Origin of the sequence: Xanthomarina sp. GH4-25 (assembly GCF_045363175.1) — a bacterium.
Classification (GTDB): Bacteria; Bacteroidota; Bacteroidia; order Flavobacteriales; family Flavobacteriaceae; genus Xanthomarina.
On record NZ_JBJFLO010000003.1, the window covers coordinates 48365 to 68121 of the forward strand.

Consider the following 19757-nt stretch of genomic DNA (forward strand, 5'->3'; position numbering starts at 1 on the left):
AGCAAAGATAACAGAATTCATCTCTTTTTTTTGAATTGAAAAAATTATATTTGTCACTCAAAATAGGAACTTATGAAAACACTAAACGACTTTAATTTTAAAAATAAAAAAGCCTTAATTCGCGTAGATTTTAATGTGCCTTTAAATGATGAATTCAAGGTTACAGATGATACTAGAATTAGGTCTGCAAAACCAACCATTATTAAAATCCTTGAAGATGGAGGATCCTGTATTTTAATGTCGCATTTAGGGAGACCAAAAGGGGTTGATGAGACGTTTTCATTAAAACATATTGTTGATAAAGTTGAAGATATTTTAGGTGTGGAAGTAAAATTTGTTTCAGACTGTATTGGCGAAGAAGCTACAACTGCTGCAAAAAATTTGCAACCTGGTCAGATTTTATTACTTGAAAATTTACGATTTCATCAAGAAGAAACAGCTGGAGATGAAGCCTTTTCAAAAGCACTTTCTAGTTTAGGAGATGTATATGTAAACGATGCCTTTGGAACAGCACATAGAGCACATGCTTCTACAACAATAATAGCTCAATTCTTTCCAGACAATAAGTGTTTTGGATATTTATTGGCTCAAGAAATTGAAAGCATTGATAAAGTCATGAAAACAGGCGAGAAACCTGTTTGTGCTATACTAGGTGGTGCAAAAGTATCTTCAAAAATCACCATTATAGATAATATTTTAGATAAAATAGATCATTTAATTATTGGTGGAGGCATGACATTCACGTTTATAAAAGCTCAAGGAGGACACATTGGAAATTCTTTGGTTGAAGAGGATAAATTATCCTTAGCTAATGAAATTTTAGAAAAAGCTAAGGCAAAAAACGTGCAAGTACATTTACCTGTAGATGCTATTATTGCTGACGCCTTTAGTAATGATGCACATACAAATACTTGCGATGTATATAATATACCAGATGGCTGGATGGGATTAGATATTGGTCCAAATACGGAAGCTCTTTTTGCTCAAGTTATTAAAGAATCTAAAACTATTTTATGGAATGGGCCATTAGGTGTTTTTGAAATGCCAAATTTTGCAAAGGGAACCATTGCTTTAGGACATGCCATTTCTGAAGCTACTAAAGAAGGTGCTTTTTCTCTTGTAGGAGGAGGAGATTCTGTTGCAGCTGTAAAGCAATTTGGTTTCGAAGACAAAGTGAGTTATGTGAGTACTGGAGGAGGAGCAATGCTTGAAAGCTTAGAAGGAAAAACACTTCCAGGAATTGCCGCCATATTAGATTAAAGCTTTAAATTGTATATTTATAATTGTAAGAAATTAATAGCACATACGTTTACTATAGTTAAACAAACTCAGTCCTATGTATTTAAATAAAATCTTAACTTTTGTTTTCGTTTTAAGTATCGGTATAACGTATGCACAAGATTCTTTGATTGCTAAAAATAAAACAGAAAAACTATCTGAATCAGAGCTGGTTGCTGGCGAAAAATACGTATTAGACACCATCATTGATGGCAAGAAACTGTATAAATTACCTATAGAACCTATTCCAGAAATTTCAGATTTAATGACTCTTGTTGATCATGAACAAGCCGTTCAATTTGATGAAAAATGGTTAGAAGAATTATACAGCAACACGTTATATGATACTATTTACAAAACAGTATCTGAGTTAGACTATAAAGAGATAGATTACCCAGAACTTTCTACCGATACATTAAAAGCCAGATTAAAAAGGTTAGATGCTAAAACGCCTTTTAATGTGGCGTATAACCCATCTTTAGAAAGTGTAATTAAAAACTTTTTAAAAAATAGAAGGTCATATTTTGATCGAATTATGGGCTTAAGTCATTATTATTTTCCCATGTTCGAGAGAGAGTTTGATGCTAAAGATATTCCACTTGAAATGAAATATCTAGCCATTGTAGAGTCTGCTTTAAAACCAAGAGCGAGATCTAGAGTTGGAGCAACAGGTTTGTGGCAGTTTATGTTTGCAACAGGAAAACAATATGGACTAGATGTAAGTAGTTATGTAGATGAACGTAGCGACCCAATAAAATCTACAACAACAGCAGCTGTTTATTTATCGAAACTTTACGAAATATTTGGCGATTGGGATTTGGCGTTAGCAGCCTATAATTCTGGACCAGGAAACGTGTCTAAAGCCATTCGTCGTTCTGGAGGTTATGAGAATTACTGGAATATTCGTCATAATTTACCTAGAGAAACAGCTGGATATGTACCAGCTTTTTTAGCCACAATGTATATTTTTGAGTATGCTGAGGAGCATGGTTTTAAACCTGAAAAACCCATGTTTCATTTTATAGAAACAGATACCATTAGAGTGAAGCAATTAATCACACTGGATCAAGTCTCTGAAGCAACAGAGGTGCCTATTGAAGAGCTTCAGTTTTTAAACCCTTCATACAAATTAGATATTATTCCATATATAGAAGGAAAAAATTATTATTTAAGACTGCCTAGAGCTTCCGTTGGAAAATTTGTGAATAATGAAACAGCAATTTACGCATCTGCAAAAGCTGAAATTGATGAAAAAGAGAAGCCACTGCCTCAATTTTTCGAATCGCAATCTAAAATAAGCTATCGTGTAAGAAGTGGAGATAATTTAGGGTTTATTGCTAGAAAATATAAGGTGAGAGTAAGCGATTTAAAAAAATGGAATGGTTTACGTAGCAATAATATTAGAATAGGTCAAAGATTAACTATTTACCCGAGAAATCCTGTGACAAATAGTTCTTCTACAACAAGTAAACCTTTAAGTACAACCACAACTTCAAGTGGTGGAAAAGTATATACCGTTAGAAGAGGAGACTCACTTTGGAGCATTTCTCAAAAATTTCCAGGAGTTTCTGTCCAAAATATTCGAGATTGGAACGATATTAGTGGGAATAATTTAAAACCTGGAATGAAACTTAAAATTTCTAAAGGTTAAGCTTTAAAAACCAACACATATTATCACATGAAACATGCACTTTTAATCGTATCATTTTTGTTTATACTAAGTTGTAACAATAATGAATCTTCAAAACAAAAGATGTTATCTAAGTCTTCTGGAAACATTAATAACTTATCAGTAGTTATAGATAACGAACTTTGGGAGGGTAATGTAGGCGAAGCCATAAGAAATATTCTTGCAGCTCCTGTAGATGGTTTGCCTCAAGACGAACCTCTATTTAATATGAGTCAGATTCCTCCAGCCGTTTTTTCTGGGTTTGTAACTAATAACAGAACTGTATTAAAAATAGAAAAAGGAAGTGAAGCATCAGTAAAAATAGCTTCAAACGTATATGCGAAGCCACAAAAATTAGTTCTTATCACGGGTAAAACAGATAACGAAATTATACAACAAATTGAAGAAAATGAACAAAAAATAATAGCAGCTTTTAAAAACGAAGAAATAAAAGAAAAGCAAAGACGTATTGCCTTATCACTTCATAAAAACAACAGTTTAAAAAATAATTTAGGGATTACGTTAAACTTCCCAACAGCATATAGAATTGCTAAAGAAGAAGATAATTTTTATTGGATAAGAAAAGATATTACTACTGGAACCACCAACTTAATGATCTACGAATTACCATATACTTATATTAAAAAAGGAGATAGTTTAGTAGATCAAATAATTAAATTGAGAGATTCTGTTGGAAAAGCACATATTCCAGGTCCTACAGATGGAACTTATATGATTACGGAAGAAGCCTATGCTCCAGCTGTTTTTGAAACCATTATAGACAATAAACCAACCATTGAAACAAAAGGACTCTGGGACGTTAAAAATGCGTTTATGTCTGGTCCGTTTATTAATTATATAATTGATGATAAAATTAATAATAGGTTACTAGTTATAGAAGGATTTGCTTTTGCTCCTTCTGTAGGAAAGCGTGATTACATGTTTGAACTTGAAGCTATAATTAGATCTCTAAAAATTAATGATTAGGAACTGAAAAATCTAAACACAAAAAAAACCTAACAGATTCTGTTAGGTTTTTTCGTTATAAAAAAAGACATTATTCTTTTTTGTCTTTTGTCTCGTCTTCTTCTTTGCTAGCGTCTTTAAATTCTTTAATTCCACTACCTAAACCACGCATTAATTCTGGTATCTTTTTTCCACCAAATAATAATAAAACAATAACAACAATTAGTGCTATTTGCCATGGTCCAATTGCTAAGGGTAACATATATAAACTCATATAGATTTATTTTAAAAGACAAAGTTAATAATTAAAGTTTAATATTATCGTTTTAACAAGAACTTTAGCATAAAGGAGGTCAACAAGTGTCATAATTTTATTTAATTTTGTTGATATAATGGCAGAGAATAAAAAAACCAAAAAAAAGTTTAAAAAGAAGCTTCTTCATAAATATCGTTTGGTCATACTTAACGAAGATACTTTTGAAGAAAGACTATCATTTAAATTAACACGTTTAAATGTATTTGTTCTTATGTCTCTAACTTCCATCTTGCTTATTTTTGGAACGACCATGTTAATTGCTTTTACTTCTTTAAGAGAATATATTCCTGGTTACTCTTCTACAGCATTAAAAAAACAAGCTGTAGAATTAACGTATAAAACAGATTCTTTACAACAGTTAATAGCAGTTAACGAAAGATATTTTACTTCAATAAAAAAAGTCCTTCAAGGTGAGATAAGTTCGGTAGATTTTAATAGAGATTCTATTATAGAAGATGCCAAACAATTTGCTTCTCAAATAGATTTAAGACCATCGAAAGAAGATTCACTTTTAAGAGAGAAAATAGCAAAAGAAGACAAGTATAATTTGTTCGAAACTGCCACTTCAAAAATAAACTTTGTATTGTTTCCACCAGTTACTGGAACCATTTCAGAAACTTATAATTTTGAAGAAAAACATTATGGAGTTGATATTGTTGTAGAAAGTAATACTCCTGTAAAAGCTACGGCAGATGGAACCATCATTTTTGCCGAATGGACGGTTGAAACAGGAAATGTGATAATAATAGAACATAGCAATGGACTTATTTCAGTGTATAAACACAACGCATCGCTTACAAAATCTCAAGGCGAATTAGTTAAATCTGGAGAGGTTATAGCAACCTCTGGTAATACAGGCGAATTGTCTTCTGGACCACATTTACATTTTGAACTTTGGAAAGATGGTTACCCAATTAATCCAACCAATTTTATAGACTTTAATTAATGTTATCACTTAAAGCTGCATTAGCAAAACCATTCGCAAAACGTGTTTATAAATCTGTCCAGAAATGGGCGAATAATCCTATTGAAACACAAGAAAAAGTATTTCAAGAATTAATTAGTACAGCAGCTGCTACACAATTTGGAGAAGATCATGACTTTATTAGCATTAATACACATGCAGATTTTGTAAAGCGTGTTCCAATACGAGATTATGAAGATTTGAAACCTTATGTAGAACGTGTTGTTGCAGGGGAAGAAAATATTTTGTGGAAAGGAAAACCGCTTTATTTTGCAAAAACTTCTGGAACAACATCTGGAGCAAAATATATTCCAATTACTAAAGAAAGCATGCCTACACATGTTGAAGCTGCTAGAAATGCAATCTTACTATATATAGCTGAAACGGGAAACAGTAAATTTGTTGATGGGAAAATGATTTTCTTACAAGGCAGTCCGGTTTTAGAAAAGCAACATGGCATCCAGTTAGGAAGACTCTCTGGAATTGTTGCTCATTATGTGCCGAAATATCTTCAAAAAAACAGAATGCCATCTTGGGATACCAATTGTATTGAAGATTGGGAAACCAAAGTAAATGCCATTGTGGAAGAAACTTTACCAGAAAACATGACTATTATTTCTGGAATTCCTTCGTGGGTACAAATGTATTTTGAAAAAATACAGGAGAAAACTGGTAAAAAAGTTGGAGATGTATTTAAAAACTTCAACCTTTTTATTTTTGGAGGTGTTAATTACGAACCATATCGCGCTAAATTTGAAAACTTAATTGGAAGAAAAGTAGATAGTATTGAACTCTTTCCAGCAAGTGAAGGATTTTTTGCTTTTCAAGATAAACAGAACGAAAAGGGGATGTTACTTCAGCTTAATTCAGGTATTTTTTATGAATTTATAAAAGCAGATGAATTTTTTAATGAAAAACCAAAACGACTTACAATTAAAGATGTTGAACTAGGAGTAAATTATGTACTTATAGTTTCAACCAATGCAGGTCTTTGGGCTTATAATGTTGGAGATACCGTTGAGTTTACATCCTTGAAACCCTATCGTGTGATTGTTTCAGGAAGAATAAAGCATTTTATTTCGGCTTTTGGAGAACATGTTATTGGAAAAGAAGTGGAACAAGCCTTACAAGAGGCAATAAAGGGAAGTGAAATTCAAGTAACCGAATTTACAGTTGCCCCTCAAATAACTCCAGAACAAGGCTTACCTTATCATGAGTGGTTCATAGAATTTGTTAATGAGCCTGCAAATCTGGATGATTTATCAATAAAAATAGATGAATCTTTACAAAGTCAAAACAGTTACTATTTCGATTTGATAAAAGGAAACGTTCTACAACCATTAAAAATAACCCGAATAAAGAAAAATGGCTTTCAGGAATATATGAAATCTATTGGAAAACTAGGGGGACAGAATAAAATAGCGAGACTTTCAAACGATCGGAAAATAGCGAATGTATTTGAAACCCAAAATCTGATTAAATAATGCTATATTTGTTAGCTAAATTAAATATATGAGTAAAATAAAACATCATGAAAGAACGAGAGCTCAAGAGAGTTCAAATGCCATAGAAAGAATGTATATTACCATGAGACACCTATTTAATAGAGGATTTTATAAGCCTATGGGAGTTTCTGGTGAAACACTTCGAGAAGCCTTACTACTTTTAAGACCAGAAATATACGGTTCTGTAGGTGAAGAAAAAGCCGAATTAGAAGGACTACTTTATGTTATAGATAGATTGCCACAAGGCATTGAAGAATGTACATTTATTAACCTAACTAGCGACGAAGGTTATAATAATTCACATTTTAAACCTATAATTCCACCTAAAAGAAGAAGAAATTGTTATCGTATCGATAACGAACAAATGAATATTGAAATCACTCGTGGACGATCAGAAATTTATGATATTCTTACCCATCTTACCTTTATTTTTATAGAATCTCATAAAATTAGTAAACGAGTTTTAATTGACGAAAAAGGAGATACAACTAGAGATTGGAAAAAACTAGAGAAAGCTGTTTTATCAAAAAAGAAACTCACACAAGAAGAAAGAGAAGTTGCGATTTCACATACAGCTAATATTTTAGGAAGAACCTTTAACGAAATTGTTACAGTTTATAATCAGTTTGCTTTAGATTCCCAACCAGAAAGATTATTACACATTGTATATTGGTTAGGAAAATTAGCCATAGAGGAAGTTATAAATAACAATAAAAGAACTGTGACTTTTAGTCCAGTTTTAAGAGAACGATTAGGGCATCATATACATGGTGAAATTTGGTCTAATAATATTAAAGAAATTCTAAACAAAAATGGATTATTAGAAAGACCTATACATATAATTAGTGCTAATATGCATAGTGTAATGAATTCTCTATTTGCAGTATCAGCATTAAAGGCTTTTGCAAAAAAGAAAACCATCTTTGAAGTTTACGAAGCTATAAGCCAAAAAAATAATCAAGAATTACGCAATAAAGTAACAAAGGAAGCGTTGCAGAGTGGAATGATTTACATTCCAGATAGTTCTGGAACAAACATCGATGTTCAAATTTTCGATACAGAAAAAATAGATTTTTCAAAGTTAGATATTGAAGTTAGTGAGACGTTTAAAAATTCAGAAAAACCTGTTATATTCGTCATGGATTATGCATTTGGAGAGCAAGCCTATGAAACTATAGATGAACTTTTGAAACCTATTAAGTTTAATGGAAAGAAAGTGCATTTAAATGTGGAATCTGTTTCCATTATGGGGAAAGCTGGGATTTTAGAAGGAGGCAAAGGAGACATCATGATTCCTTCAGCACATATTTTTGAAGGAACAGCAGATAATTACCCGTTTAAAAACGAATTGAGTAAAAAAGATTTAGACGGACATGGTGTTGCCGTTTTTGAAGGTGCGATGATTACTGTTTTAGGAACTTCGTTACAAAATAAAGAAATTCTAAAATTCTTCTTTAACTCTACATGGAATGTTATTGGTTTAGAAATGGAAGGTGCTCATTACCAAAAAGCAATTCAAGCAGCATCTAAAGTAAGAAGAAGCATCAACCCAAAAGTAAAAGTAAGATATGCGTATTACGCAAGTGATAACCCATTAGAAACAGGAAGTACATTGGCTTCAGGAGGTCTGGGAACCTCTGGAGTAAAACCAACATATTTAATAACAAGAAAAATATTAGAACAAATATTTAATTAACACCTATCATTAAAATGAATAAGAATTTACCAGAGCAACAGACTTCAGGAGAAGTAGATTTAGGACAGCTATTCACCTTAATAGGAAATGCTTTTCAAAAACTATACAATTTAATTGCTTCAATTATAAAAGCTGTTTTTTCAGTAATTATTTATACACTAAAGGCGCTTATTGTTAATGTTAAAACCATACTAATTGTCATGATTTTAGCGGGTGTTTTGGGATATGTTCTGGACAAGGTAAAACCAGACTCTTATTCATCGACGATGCTTGTAAAACCTTATTTTGACTCCAAGTACCAATTAATAACAAACATTAATTACTTTAATGCATTAATAGAGAACGAAAATTTTGAAACGCTTTCGAGTCTTTTTAAATTACCTGAAGAAGATGTTAAAAATATTGGCGAATTTATTATTCAACCTGGTCCAGAAACAGAAAATGAAAGAATATTACAATTTGAAAATTTTATTAAAAACGTAGATAGTATTAGAGCTCAAGATATAAGTTATGAAGATTTTGTTGAAAATAGAAGTATTTATTCGAGCGATTTTTTTGAAATAAATGTGACTGCTGCTAAAAAAGATATTTTTCCAAAACTTGAAGAAGGATTAAACAACTCTTTTACAAACTTTTATTCTTTAAAGAAAATGAAGAAAAGAGACTCTTTAATATCTATTCAAAAAGAAAATATTATTGAACAAATTGCACAAGTAGATAAACTTCAAGAAATTTATATTAATGTACTAAAAGATGAATCGCAATCTAAAGCAACAGAATTAAATTTAGGAGGGGAGGGCTTTTCTTTAAGTTCAGATAAAACAAAAACAAGAGAGTACGATTTATTAAATACTGAAATGCAATTACGAAATGAATTAAAACAATTGCAAGAGAAAAAAATTGAAGAAGATGTCTTTTTCGATGTTATTTCTAGCTTTCAAGAAGTTGGTAATAAATCTTCAGAGTGGTATGAGAAATACACTTTAGTTTTTCCAATTTTAGCTTTTTTAATTTTATGCTTTGTTTATTTATCTAGAAAAACAGTTACTTATGTAAATAACTATGAAGGATAAAAAATCTATATTAATAACTGGTGGAGCAGGGTTTATTGGATCTCATGTCGTTAGATTATTTGTAAATAATTATCCAGAATACCAGATTTTTAATTTAGATAAATTAACTTATGCAGGGAATTTAGAAAACTTAACCGATGTAGAAAACAAACCTAATTATACTTTTTTAAAAGCAGATATTAATGATGAAACTCAAATTAGTACACTTTTTATAAAGTATAAATTTGAAGCTGTCATCCATCTAGCAGCAGAATCTCATGTAGATAGATCCATTGAAGATCCTCTAGCATTTGTTAAAACAAATGTTATAGGAACCATGAATTTGTTGAATGCCTTTAAAAACCTTTGGAAAAACAATTTTAACAATAAGTTATTCTATCATATTAGTACAGATGAAGTTTATGGCACATTAGGAAAAACAGGTCTTTTTACTGAAAAGACTTCTTATGATCCAAATTCACCTTATTCTGCCTCAAAAGCGAGTTCAGATCATTTCGTGAGAGCTTATGGAGAAACATATGGTTTGCCGTATGTTATTTCAAATTGCTCAAACAACTATGGACAAAATCAATTTCCTGAGAAGCTAATCCCATTATTTATTAATAATATTATTAATAATAAGCCACTTCCTGTTTATGGAGATGGAAATTACACAAGAGATTGGTTGTATGTTAAAGATCATGCTATAGCAATAGATTTAGTTTTTCATGAAGGAAAAAAATCTGAGACATACAATATAGGAGGATTTAACGAGTGGAAAAACATAGATTTAGTTCATTTATTATGTCAACAAATGGATGATAAATTAAACCGTTTAAAAGGCACTTCAGAAAAATTAATAACATTTGTAAAAGATAGACCTGGACACGATTTAAGATATGCTATAGATGCCTCGAAAATCCATACAGAGTTAGGTTGGAAACCCTCTGTAACATTTCAAGAAGGTTTAGCTTTAACTATAGATTGGTATTTAGAAAACGATATATGGTTAAACCATGTTACAAGTGGTGCTTACCAAGAATACTACCAAAAGCAATATCATTAATTATGAAAGGAATAATTTTAGCAGGTGGTTCTGGTACTAGACTACACCCATTAACTTTATCAATAAGTAAGCAATTAATGCCTATTTATGATAAACCTATGATTTATTATCCACTTTCTACCTTAATGTATGCCGGAATAAAAGAAATATTAATTATCTCTACGCCCAAAGATTTACCACTTTTTAAAGACTTATTAGGAGATGGCACAAAATATGGCTGTAAGTTTTTTTATGAAGTACAAGAAGAGCCAAATGGATTAGCCGAAGCTTTTATTATAGGCGAAAAATTTATAGGAAATGATAAAGTTGCATTAATTTTAGGAGATAATATTTTCTATGGTACAGGATTATCTAAATTACTTCAAAGCAACAATAACCCAGAAGGAGGCATTATTTATGCCTATCGAGTTCACGATCCAGAACGTTATGGCGTTGTAGAATTTGATGATAATGGGCATGCTATTTCTATTGAAGAAAAACCTGAGGAACCAAAATCAAACTTTGCTGTTCCAGGTATTTATTTTTATGACAATTCTGTAGTTAATATTGCAAAAAATATCAAACCAAGCCACAGAGGAGAACTTGAAATTACAGATGTTAATAGAGAGTATTTAAAACAAGGAAAATTAAGTGTAAGTATTTTAGACAGAGGAACAGCTTGGTTAGACACCGGAACATTTCAATCTTTAATGCAAGCTTCCCAATTTATTGAAGTTATAGAAGAGCGTCAAGGTTTAAAAATTGGTTCTATTGAAGCTGCAGCTTTTGAGATGAATTATATTAATAAAAAACAGTTTATAGCTTTAGCAGAACCCTTACTTAAAAGTGGTTATGGTAAAAATTTATTGGGATTAATTAAAACAATCTAATGTCAGTTACAGAAACAAAATTGGAAGGCTGCTTTATTATTGAACCAACAATATATAATGATAATCGGGGTTATTTTTTTGAAAGCTTTAATCAAAGTAAATTCAACGAAGCAATAAAAAAGAACATTCAATTTATTCAAGACAATGAGTCTTTTTCAACTAAAGGCGTTTTAAGAGGATTACATTTTCAAAAAGGAGAGTTTGCACAAGCCAAACTTGTTCGAGTTGTAAAAGGAAAAGTGTTAGATATTGCGGTAGATATTAGAAGAGAATCTTCAACATTTGGTCAGTATCTTTCTTTAGAACTAACAGAAGAAAATAAAAAGCAAATTTTTGTACCAAGAGGTTTCGCTCATGGCTTTGTTGTACTAAGTGAAACGGCTATTTTATCTTATAAATGCGATAACCTTTATAATAAAACTTCAGAAGAAGGAATTATTTATAACGATCCAACTTTAAATATTGATTGGCAATTGCCTCAAGACAAATTAATTATTTCAGAAAAAGATTTCATATTGCCAACTTTTGAAAAGCTATTCCAATGAAAACAAAAGTACTCGTAACAGGAGCCAATGGGCAATTAGCTAAAACCATACGAGAACATTATGCAAATAATAATGAAACTTTAGATTTTAAGTTTGTCTCTAAATCTGAATTGGATATTACCAATAAAACTCAACTAAAGATATTTTTTAATACGAATCATGTCGATTATTGTGTTAATTGTGCTGCTTATACTGCAGTAGATAAAGCAGAATCTGATTATGAAATGGCTTGTTCTATAAATGTTATAGGTTCTAAAAATTTAGCTGAAGCCTGCAAAACACATCATATCACGTTAATTCATATCTCAACCGATTTTGTGTTTGATGGAACAAGTACCCTTCCTTATAAAGAAACCGATGTTCCCAATCCACTTGGAGTATATGGTGATACAAAATTAAAAGGGGAACAAGCAATTAGCAATACGCTTGATACTTATTTTATTATTAGAACAGCTTGGCTGTACTCCGAATATGGACATAATTTTATGAAAACCATGTTGAGATTGGCTCAAGATAGAGAACAATTACAGATAGTTTCAGACCAAATTGGAACTCCAACTTATGCAGGAGATTTATCTGAAGTCATCATAAAACTAATCATTTCTAAAAACAGAAACTACGGCACATATCATTTTACTAATTCCGGACAAATAAGTTGGTATGATTTTGCTAAAGCTATTTTTGAACTTAGCCATATTAAAATAGATTTAAAACCAATCCCAACTAAAGCTTATCCTACGCCAGCAAAGCGTCCAAAATATAGTGTTTTAGATACGACTAAAATAGAAACCGTTTTAGGAATCTCTATTCCAAATTGGAAAGAAAGTTTAAGAGTTGCACTATCAAATTGCAAGAAGTAATTTAATGTTTTCTAATCCGAAAAGGCTGTTATTGACAGTTGGCTTATTTTTTTAAGCAAATAGCGTTTAGATTACATGTTTCTTTTACACTTTATTCTTAATAAACATTTTGATGCCGATTAAATTAGCTTGCTAATTATAAAATAATTAGATGAATTCAAGGATTAAGGCGATTGACTTGGTAAACAAATTAATAATGGTATTTTTGCATCCTAAAATAAAATGTTATCGATTCTTATATCCTTAACATTTTTTGCTTGAACATCAATGAAAAAGAAAATATTAATTGTTTTTGGAACAAGACCAGAAGCCATAAAAATGGCTCCTTTAGTTAAAACTTTTCAGGAATTTAACGATCAGTTTGAAACCAAAGTTTGTATAACTGCACAACATCGAGAGATGTTAGATCAGGTATTATCTTTTTTTGAAATTACTCCCGATTACGATCTAGATTTGATGAAACCCAATCAAAATCTTTTCGGACTTACAGCCGATATTATAACTCATTTAAAACCAGTTTTAGACAATTTTAATCCAGATTATGTATTTGTACATGGAGATACAACAACTACCATGGCAACTAGCTTAGCAGGATTTTATTCTGGAGCTAAAGTATGTCATGTAGAAGCCGGTTTGAGAACATTTAACATGCAATCTCCATTTCCGGAAGAGATGAATCGATCTGTAACTGGAGTTGTTGCAAATCTTCATTTTGCGCCAACAGTAACATCAAAACAAAATTTATTAACCGAAAACAAAAAAGAACAAGACATCATTATTACTGGTAATACCGTAATTGATGCACTTCTATTTAGTGTTAGTAAGGTCAATAGCACACATTTCGAAGATAAGGAAGTAGAAGAACTTAAAACTATAATTGACCCGTCTAAACAAGTGATTCTGGTAACAGGACACAGACGTGAGAATCATGGTCAGGGATTTATCAATATTTGTGAAGCATTAAAAGAGATTGCAATAGCCCATCCAGAGAGTCAGATTATTTATCCAGTACATTTAAATCCGAATGTTCAAAAACCTGTGTATGAGTTATTAGCAAATATTTCTAATATTAAACTTATAGCGCCACTATCTTACCCAGCTTTTGTTTGGTTAATGGAAAAATCACACTTAATAATTACAGATTCTGGAGGTGTTCAAGAAGAAGCGCCTAGTTTAGGAAAACCTGTATTAGTAATGCGAGATACGACTGAGAGACCCGAAGCTGTTGACGCAGGTACGGTATTACTTGTAGGAACCAATAAAAATAAAATTGTTGCAGAAGCCAATCGATTATTAACCGATAAAGATTCGTATTCTACAATGAGTAAGTTACATAATCCTTATGGCGATGGTAACGCTTGTAAAAAAATTGTTGAGCATATAATAAAATTAAATACGGTGGTTGAAGCTTAGTAAGCAATTCTACATCAATAGATATAATTCATTAAAACATAATTTTGAAGTAAAACATATGGCAAAAAATAATCCTGAAGTAGTAATGATTGGTCTTGGATATATTGGTCTTCCAACAGCAGCCTTAATTGCTCAAAATAAAACCCATGTTCATGGGGTGGATATTAATCAGAGCGTTGTCGACACAATAAATGCTGGAAAAATACATATTGTTGAGCCAGAATTAGATACTGCTGTCGCTAATGCAGTAAAAAACGGGTTTTTAAAAGCTGCCACAACACCAGTTGAAGCTAATACATATCTAATTGTTGTACCAACCCCCTTTAAAGCTAAAAACGAACCAGACATATCTTTTGTTCAAGCAGCAACACGAGCCATTTTGCCTTTATTAAAAGAAGACGATTTGTACATTATAGAATCAACATCTCCAATAGGTACTACGGAAAAGATGATGGATTTTATTTACAGCGAACGCCCTGAACTTAAAGATACATTGCATATTGCTTATTGTCCAGAACGCGTATTACCAGGAAATGTAATGTACGAATTGGTTCATAATGATAGAGTTATAGGAGGTGTAGATGAAAAATCAACCGAAAAAGCAATTGCTTTTTATCGTCAATTTATTAAAGGAGATTTACACAAAACCAATGCAAGAACAGCCGAAATGTGCAAACTTGTAGAGAATTCGTCAAGAGATGTACAAATTGCTTTTGCAAACGAATTATCCCTTATATGCGATAAAGCAGACATCAACGTTTGGGATCTTATTGAATTAGCCAATAAACATCCTCGAGTGAATATTTTACAACCAGGTTGTGGAGTTGGTGGACATTGTATTGCAGTAGATCCATATTTTATTGTTGCAGAATATCCAATGGAATCTCAAATTATTGGAAAAGCACGTGAAATAAATAACTATAAATCTTTCTGGTGTGCTGAAAAAGTGCAAACAGCAAAACTTGAATTTGAGTTAAAACATAGTCGCAAACCAGATATTGCAATTATGGGGCTTGCATTTAAGCCAGATATTGATGATTTAAGAGAATCTCCAGCAAAATATATTACACAAAAAGTATTGCAAAATGCTAATAATGAAGAATATTTTATTGTTGAACCTAATATTAATTCTCATAAAGTATTTAAGCTAACCGATTATAAAGAAGCTGCAAAAAAGGCAGATATTATTGTGTTTTTAGTGGCGCATAAGGAGTTTAAAACCTTGAACATACCTTCAGATAAAAAGGTATTAGATTTTTGCGGTGTTTTTAAATAGTCATAAATATTTAAAAATGAACCTTGCAATATTTTGTTTACTGTAAACGAACGGGCAGTATAAAATACAAATCAAGGGTTATAATATCGATTTAAAATTATTAGGAAGCAATAAATTATATTACAATGTCATATAAAAAAGAATCTCACTTACGCAGTATTATTAAAGGTATTTCATGGCGAATTATAGCTACATCCGATACTATTCTTGTGGTTCTTTTGGTCACCTGTCTTTCAGGAAGCTGCAGTATTGATGACGCTTTAAAAATTGGTTTTTTCGAGTTTTTTATAAAACTAGCAATTTACTATTTCCATGAAAGAATTTGGCAATTTGCTTTAAAAGATGCGGAAGTTACCAAAAAACAGACCTTATATAAAACCATTTCTTGGCGTGTGATTGCAACGACCATGACTTTTATTATTTCAGGAGCTATTTTAGATGTGTTTGGCGAAATTGCACTTTACATTGCTCTAATAGAATTATTTAGTAAATTTATTTTATATTATTTGCACGAAAGAATGTGGTTAAAACTGCCTTTAGGAAAAATTCGAAATTTCTTTTTTCCAAAGAAAAATCATTAATAAGATTCCGCTTCAGGTTTAGTAACATGTAGAAATAAATATACAGATGAAAGAAAATATCATACCACATACTTATCAAATTACCATTCAAGATAGAAGAAAGGCTAACCTGCAGAATTCTTTTTTATTGTGGTTTACGGGTCTTTCAGGCTCTGGTAAATCAACCATAGCTAATGTTGTTGAACAAGAGCTGTATAAAAAAGGTATTAAAACGTATATTCTAGACGGAGATAATATTCGCAATGGAATTAATAAAGATCTCAGTTTTTCTCCAGAAGATCGCACAGAAAACATAAGAAGAATTGCCGAAACTGCTAATTTAATGATTGATGCTGGTTTAGTGGTACTTGCAGCTTTTGTGTCTCCTTATAAAAAAGACCGTGAGAACATTAAAAGTATCGTTAAAGATGTTAACTTTGTCGAAATATATGTAAATACGAGTATCGAAGAGTGTGAAAAGAGAGATGTTAAAGGGCTTTATAAAAAAGCACGAGCAGGAGAAATAAAAAATATGACAGGTATTTCGGCACCATATGAGGCACCAGAGAACCCTGATGTTGAAATTAAAACAGAAAATGTTTCTATTGAAAAAGCAGTAGAGCAGATTATAGAGTATATAACACCAAAATTAAAACTCAAAAATGAGTAAATATTATTTAAATTACTTAGACGAATTAGAAAGTGAAGCCATTTTTATTTTAAGAGAGGTTTGGGCACAATTTCAAAATCCAGTTATTTTATTTTCAGGAGGTAAAGACTCTATTTTAGTTACACATTTAGCTAAAAAAGCCTTTTATCCAGCTAAAATCCCGTTTCCATTAATGCATGTGGATACAGGGCATAATTTCCCTGAAACAATTCAGTTTAGAGATAACATTATTAAAGAATTAGGTGTCGATCTAATTGTTGGCTCAGTTCAAGACTCTATAGACGATGGTCGTGTTGCCGAAGAGAAAGGTAAAAATGCCACCAGAAATTCACTTCAAATTACAACATTATTAGACGCAATAGAAGCTAATAAAGTAGATTGTGCTATTGGAGGTGGAAGGCGTGACGAAGAAAAAGCAAGAGCTAAAGAGCGTTTCTTTTCACATAGAGATGACTTTGGTCAATGGGATCCAAAAAACCAACGTCCAGAATTATGGAACATCTTTAATGGAAAACATTTTCAAGGCGAGCATTTTAGAGCTTTTCCAATTAGCAACTGGACAGAAATGGATGTTTGGAATTACATTAAAAGAGAAAATATTGCTATTCCTTCTCTATATTTTGCTCACGAACGCGAAGTGGTTTGGAGACAAAACACATGGATTCCTAATTCTGAGTTTTTAATATTAGAAGATCATGAGGAGGTCGTAACTAAAAAAATTCGTTTTAGAACTTTAGGGGATATTACCATTACCGGAGGAGATGAATCTGAAGCAGATACCTTAGAAAAAATTGCTGCAGAAGTTGCAGGAATGCGAAATACAGAAAGAGGAAACAGAAGTGACGATAAACGCTCTGAGTCTGCAATGGAAGACAGAAAACGCCAAGGGTATTTCTAGAAATTAAAAGTTTGTAATTCTTGTGAAAACAGGAATCTATTCAATAAAAAGCAAAACATGTTAGATAACAATCAATTATTACGTTTTACAACAGCAGGAAGTGTAGATGATGGAAAGAGCACTTTAATAGGTCGATTACTATATGATTCTAAATCCATATTTGAAGATCAATTAGAAGCCATCACCAATACAAGTAAAAAGAAAGGTCATGATGGTGTAGATTTAGCCTTATTTACAGACGGTTTACGCGATGAGCGTGAGCAAGGTATAACTATAGACGTTGCCTACAGATACTTTACAACACCAAAACGTAAGTTCATCATTGCCGATACTCCAGGACATATTCAATACACACGTAATATGGTAACAGGAGCATCAACTGCCAACGTTGCAACTATTTTAATAGACGCAAGACATGGCGTTATAGAACAAACTAAAAGACACGCATTTATAGCTTCGTTGTTACAAATACCACACATTATTGTTTGTATAAACAAAATGGACTTGGTTGATTACTCTGAAACAGTTTATAATAACATTGTTACTCAATTTGAAAGTATCTCTTCAAAGATGTTGGTTACAGATGTACGTTTTATTCCAATGAGTGCTTTAAACGGAGACAATGTTGTCAATAAATCCGAAAACATGCCTTGGTACCAAGGAGCTCCAATGTTACATACATTAGAGACGATGCATATAAGTAGCGATATTAATAAAGTAGATGCACGTTTTCCAGTACAAACAGTTTTAAGACCACAAAGAGAAGGGTTTATTGATTATAGAGGTTATGCAGGACGTGTGGCTAGTGGTATTTTTAGAAAAGGAGATGAAATAACTGTTATGCCTTCTGGGTTTACTAGTAAAATTAAAACAATAGATACCTTAGAAGGGGAGTTAACTGAAGCCTATGCACCAATGTCTATTTCTATGACATTAGAAGATGATATTGATATAAGTAGAGGAGATATGATTGTTCGATCTAATAACAAACCAGAAGCTTCACAAGACATTGAAGTTATGTTATGTTGGCTAAATAATGATGCAGCCAAACCAAGAGCGAAATATACTATAAAACACACCTCTAACGAGCAAAAAGCGATGATTAAGGAGGTTGTTTACAAATTCGACATAAGCACTTTAGAACGAAAAGAAGATGACAAGGAACTAAAAATGAATGATATTTGTAAGGTTAAAATACGTACCACAAAACCATTAATGGTAGATGCGTATAGAGAAAACAGAACCACTGGAAGTATTATTTTAGTAGACGATGCAACGAATGAAACTGTTGCAGCAGGAATGATTGTATAAAAGAATAAATGCAAATGCAAGAAGACGATATAAATCAGGTTATTGCTGTTGCAAAAGCAGCTGGTAAAGCTATTTTAGAAATTTATAATGCAGATGATTTTGGAGTAGAAATAAAAGCAGATGAAAGTCCACTTACATTAGCTGATAAAGCAGCTCATAAAATAATAGTAGAAGGACTAAAAGAATCAGATATCCCATTACTGTCGGAAGAAGGAAAATCAATAGATTTTTCAGAACGTCAAAAGTGGTCTGAGTTTTGGATGGTAGATCCTGTAGATGGTACAAAAGAGTTTATAAAGCGCAACGGAGAGTTTACCGTTAATATTGCACTTATTAGAGACAATAAACCAGTTTTTGGTGTTGTGTACGCACCTGTTTTAGATAAACTTTATTATGGAGGTAAAGGTATAGGGGCTTTTATGATGCATAAAGATGAAATTACCGTTTTAGAAGTTTCAAAAAACAAGTCAGATATTGTTAGAATTGTCGCTTCACGATCACACCTTAATCAGGATACCCAAGATTTTATCGACCAATTTGAGACTACAGAAATCGTTTCGATGGGTAGTTCTTTAAAATTTATGCTAGTTGCTGAAGGGAAAGCCGATATTTACCCTCGTTTTGCACCAACTATGGAATGGGATACAGCAGCAGCTCATGCTGTTTTATTAGGATTGGAAATCGATGTGATAGAACCAACAACGAAACAATCCTTACAATACAATAAAGCCGATTTGTTGAACCCTTATTTTATAACTAAGGCATAATTATGATATTTAATTCTATAGATTTCGCAGTATTTTTATCAACATTTTATGTACTGCACCCATTACATGAACTAAG

18 protein-coding genes and 1 pseudogene are annotated in these 19757 nt (G+C 31.8%); 18 read left to right on the plus strand and 1 reads right to left on the minus strand.

Annotated elements, in window-relative coordinates; genetic code table 11:
• The first annotated feature begins 72 nt into the window (after window positions 1-72).
• The 3 genes from ACI5KZ_RS04785 to ACI5KZ_RS04795 all read left to right on the plus strand — a co-directional run bounded on the left by ACI5KZ_RS04785 (window position 73) and on the right by ACI5KZ_RS04795 (window position 3934).
• A complete protein-coding gene (locus ACI5KZ_RS04785; protein WP_109309199.1) occupies window positions 73-1260 on the plus strand; it encodes a phosphoglycerate kinase in 1188 nt (395 codons plus the stop codon).
• A gap of 76 nt (window positions 1261-1336) precedes the next feature.
• Window positions 1337-2929, plus strand: a complete 1593-nt coding sequence (locus tag ACI5KZ_RS04790) for a LysM peptidoglycan-binding domain-containing protein (protein WP_406847064.1) — start codon at window positions 1337-1339, stop codon at window positions 2927-2929.
• Between the two features lie 27 nt (window positions 2930-2956).
• Window positions 2957-3934, plus strand: coding sequence for a DUF4837 family protein (locus ACI5KZ_RS04795; RefSeq protein WP_109309201.1), 978 nt, complete (start codon window positions 2957-2959; stop codon window positions 3932-3934).
• A gap of 70 nt (window positions 3935-4004) precedes the next feature.
• On the opposite strand, the gene ACI5KZ_RS04800 is transcribed toward ACI5KZ_RS04795, so the two are convergent.
• Entirely contained in the window at window positions 4005-4187 is a 183-nt protein-coding gene (locus ACI5KZ_RS04800) for a twin-arginine translocase TatA/TatE family subunit (RefSeq protein WP_109309202.1), read from the minus strand.
• Window positions 4188-4305: 118 nt separating this feature from the next.
• Between ACI5KZ_RS04800 and ACI5KZ_RS04805 the strand changes: the two genes are divergently transcribed.
• From ACI5KZ_RS04805 to cysQ, 15 genes and pseudogenes are all read left to right on the plus strand, one after another.
• Entirely contained in the window at window positions 4306-5175 is an 870-nt protein-coding gene (locus ACI5KZ_RS04805; protein ID WP_109309203.1) for a M23 family metallopeptidase, read from the plus strand.
• A complete protein-coding gene (locus ACI5KZ_RS04810) occupies window positions 5175-6677 on the plus strand; it encodes a GH3 auxin-responsive promoter family protein (protein ID WP_406847065.1) in 1503 nt (500 codons plus the stop codon). Before ACI5KZ_RS04805 ends, ACI5KZ_RS04810 begins: the two co-directional genes overlap by 1 nt.
• Before the next feature lie 28 nt (window positions 6678-6705).
• Entirely contained in the window at window positions 6706-8394 is a 1689-nt protein-coding gene (locus ACI5KZ_RS04815) for a DUF6909 family protein (protein ID WP_406847066.1), read from the plus strand.
• A gap of 14 nt (window positions 8395-8408) precedes the next feature.
• A complete protein-coding gene (locus tag ACI5KZ_RS04820) occupies window positions 8409-9467 on the plus strand; it encodes a hypothetical protein (protein WP_406847067.1) in 1059 nt (352 codons plus the stop codon).
• Window positions 9457-10512 (plus strand): dTDP-glucose 4,6-dehydratase, encoded by a 1056-nt coding sequence (gene rfbB / locus ACI5KZ_RS04825; protein ID WP_406847068.1) that lies wholly within the window; start codon window positions 9457-9459, stop codon window positions 10510-10512. Before ACI5KZ_RS04820 ends, rfbB begins: the two co-directional genes overlap by 11 nt.
• Before the next feature lie 2 nt (window positions 10513-10514).
• A complete protein-coding gene (gene rfbA / locus ACI5KZ_RS04830; RefSeq protein WP_406847069.1) occupies window positions 10515-11381 on the plus strand; it encodes a glucose-1-phosphate thymidylyltransferase RfbA in 867 nt (288 codons plus the stop codon).
• The gene (rfbC, locus tag ACI5KZ_RS04835) at window positions 11381-11926 is read left to right on the plus strand and encodes a dTDP-4-dehydrorhamnose 3,5-epimerase (RefSeq protein ID WP_406847070.1); all 546 of its coding nucleotides are present in this window, start codon (window positions 11381-11383) and stop codon (window positions 11924-11926) included. The genes rfbA and rfbC overlap by 1 nt, the downstream gene beginning before the upstream one ends.
• Window positions 11923-12786 (plus strand): dTDP-4-dehydrorhamnose reductase, encoded by an 864-nt coding sequence (gene rfbD, locus ACI5KZ_RS04840; protein ID WP_406847071.1) that lies wholly within the window; start codon window positions 11923-11925, stop codon window positions 12784-12786. Before rfbC ends, rfbD begins: the two co-directional genes overlap by 4 nt.
• Before the next feature lie 267 nt (window positions 12787-13053).
• Window positions 13054-14199, plus strand: coding sequence for a non-hydrolyzing UDP-N-acetylglucosamine 2-epimerase (gene wecB, locus ACI5KZ_RS04845; RefSeq protein ID WP_406847072.1), 1146 nt, complete (start codon window positions 13054-13056; stop codon window positions 14197-14199).
• Between the two features lie 58 nt (window positions 14200-14257).
• Window positions 14258-15475: a UDP-N-acetyl-D-mannosamine dehydrogenase gene (gene wecC / locus ACI5KZ_RS04850; protein WP_406847073.1), complete on the plus strand. Its 1218-nt coding sequence runs from the start codon at window positions 14258-14260 to the stop codon at window positions 15473-15475.
• A 125-nt stretch (window positions 15476-15600) separates the two neighbouring features.
• On the plus strand, window positions 15601-16056 hold the full coding sequence (locus ACI5KZ_RS04855; protein WP_406847074.1) for a DUF2061 domain-containing protein: 456 nt from the start codon (window positions 15601-15603) through the stop codon (window positions 16054-16056).
• Between the two features lie 46 nt (window positions 16057-16102).
• Window positions 16103-16705, plus strand: a complete 603-nt coding sequence (cysC, locus tag ACI5KZ_RS04860; protein ID WP_109309214.1) for an adenylyl-sulfate kinase — start codon at window positions 16103-16105, stop codon at window positions 16703-16705.
• Window positions 16698-17603: a sulfate adenylyltransferase subunit CysD gene (gene cysD / locus ACI5KZ_RS04865; RefSeq protein ID WP_109309215.1), complete on the plus strand. Its 906-nt coding sequence runs from the start codon at window positions 16698-16700 to the stop codon at window positions 17601-17603. The genes cysC and cysD overlap by 8 nt, the downstream gene beginning before the upstream one ends.
• A gap of 54 nt (window positions 17604-17657) precedes the next feature.
• Window positions 17658-18914, plus strand: a pseudogene (locus tag ACI5KZ_RS04870) (sulfate adenylyltransferase subunit 1); the annotation flags it as partial.
• 14 nt (window positions 18915-18928) lie between these two features.
• Window positions 18929-19681, plus strand: a complete 753-nt coding sequence (cysQ, locus tag ACI5KZ_RS04875; protein ID WP_406847075.1) for a 3'(2'),5'-bisphosphate nucleotidase CysQ — start codon at window positions 18929-18931, stop codon at window positions 19679-19681.
• The last annotated feature ends 76 nt before the right edge of the window (window positions 19682-19757 follow it).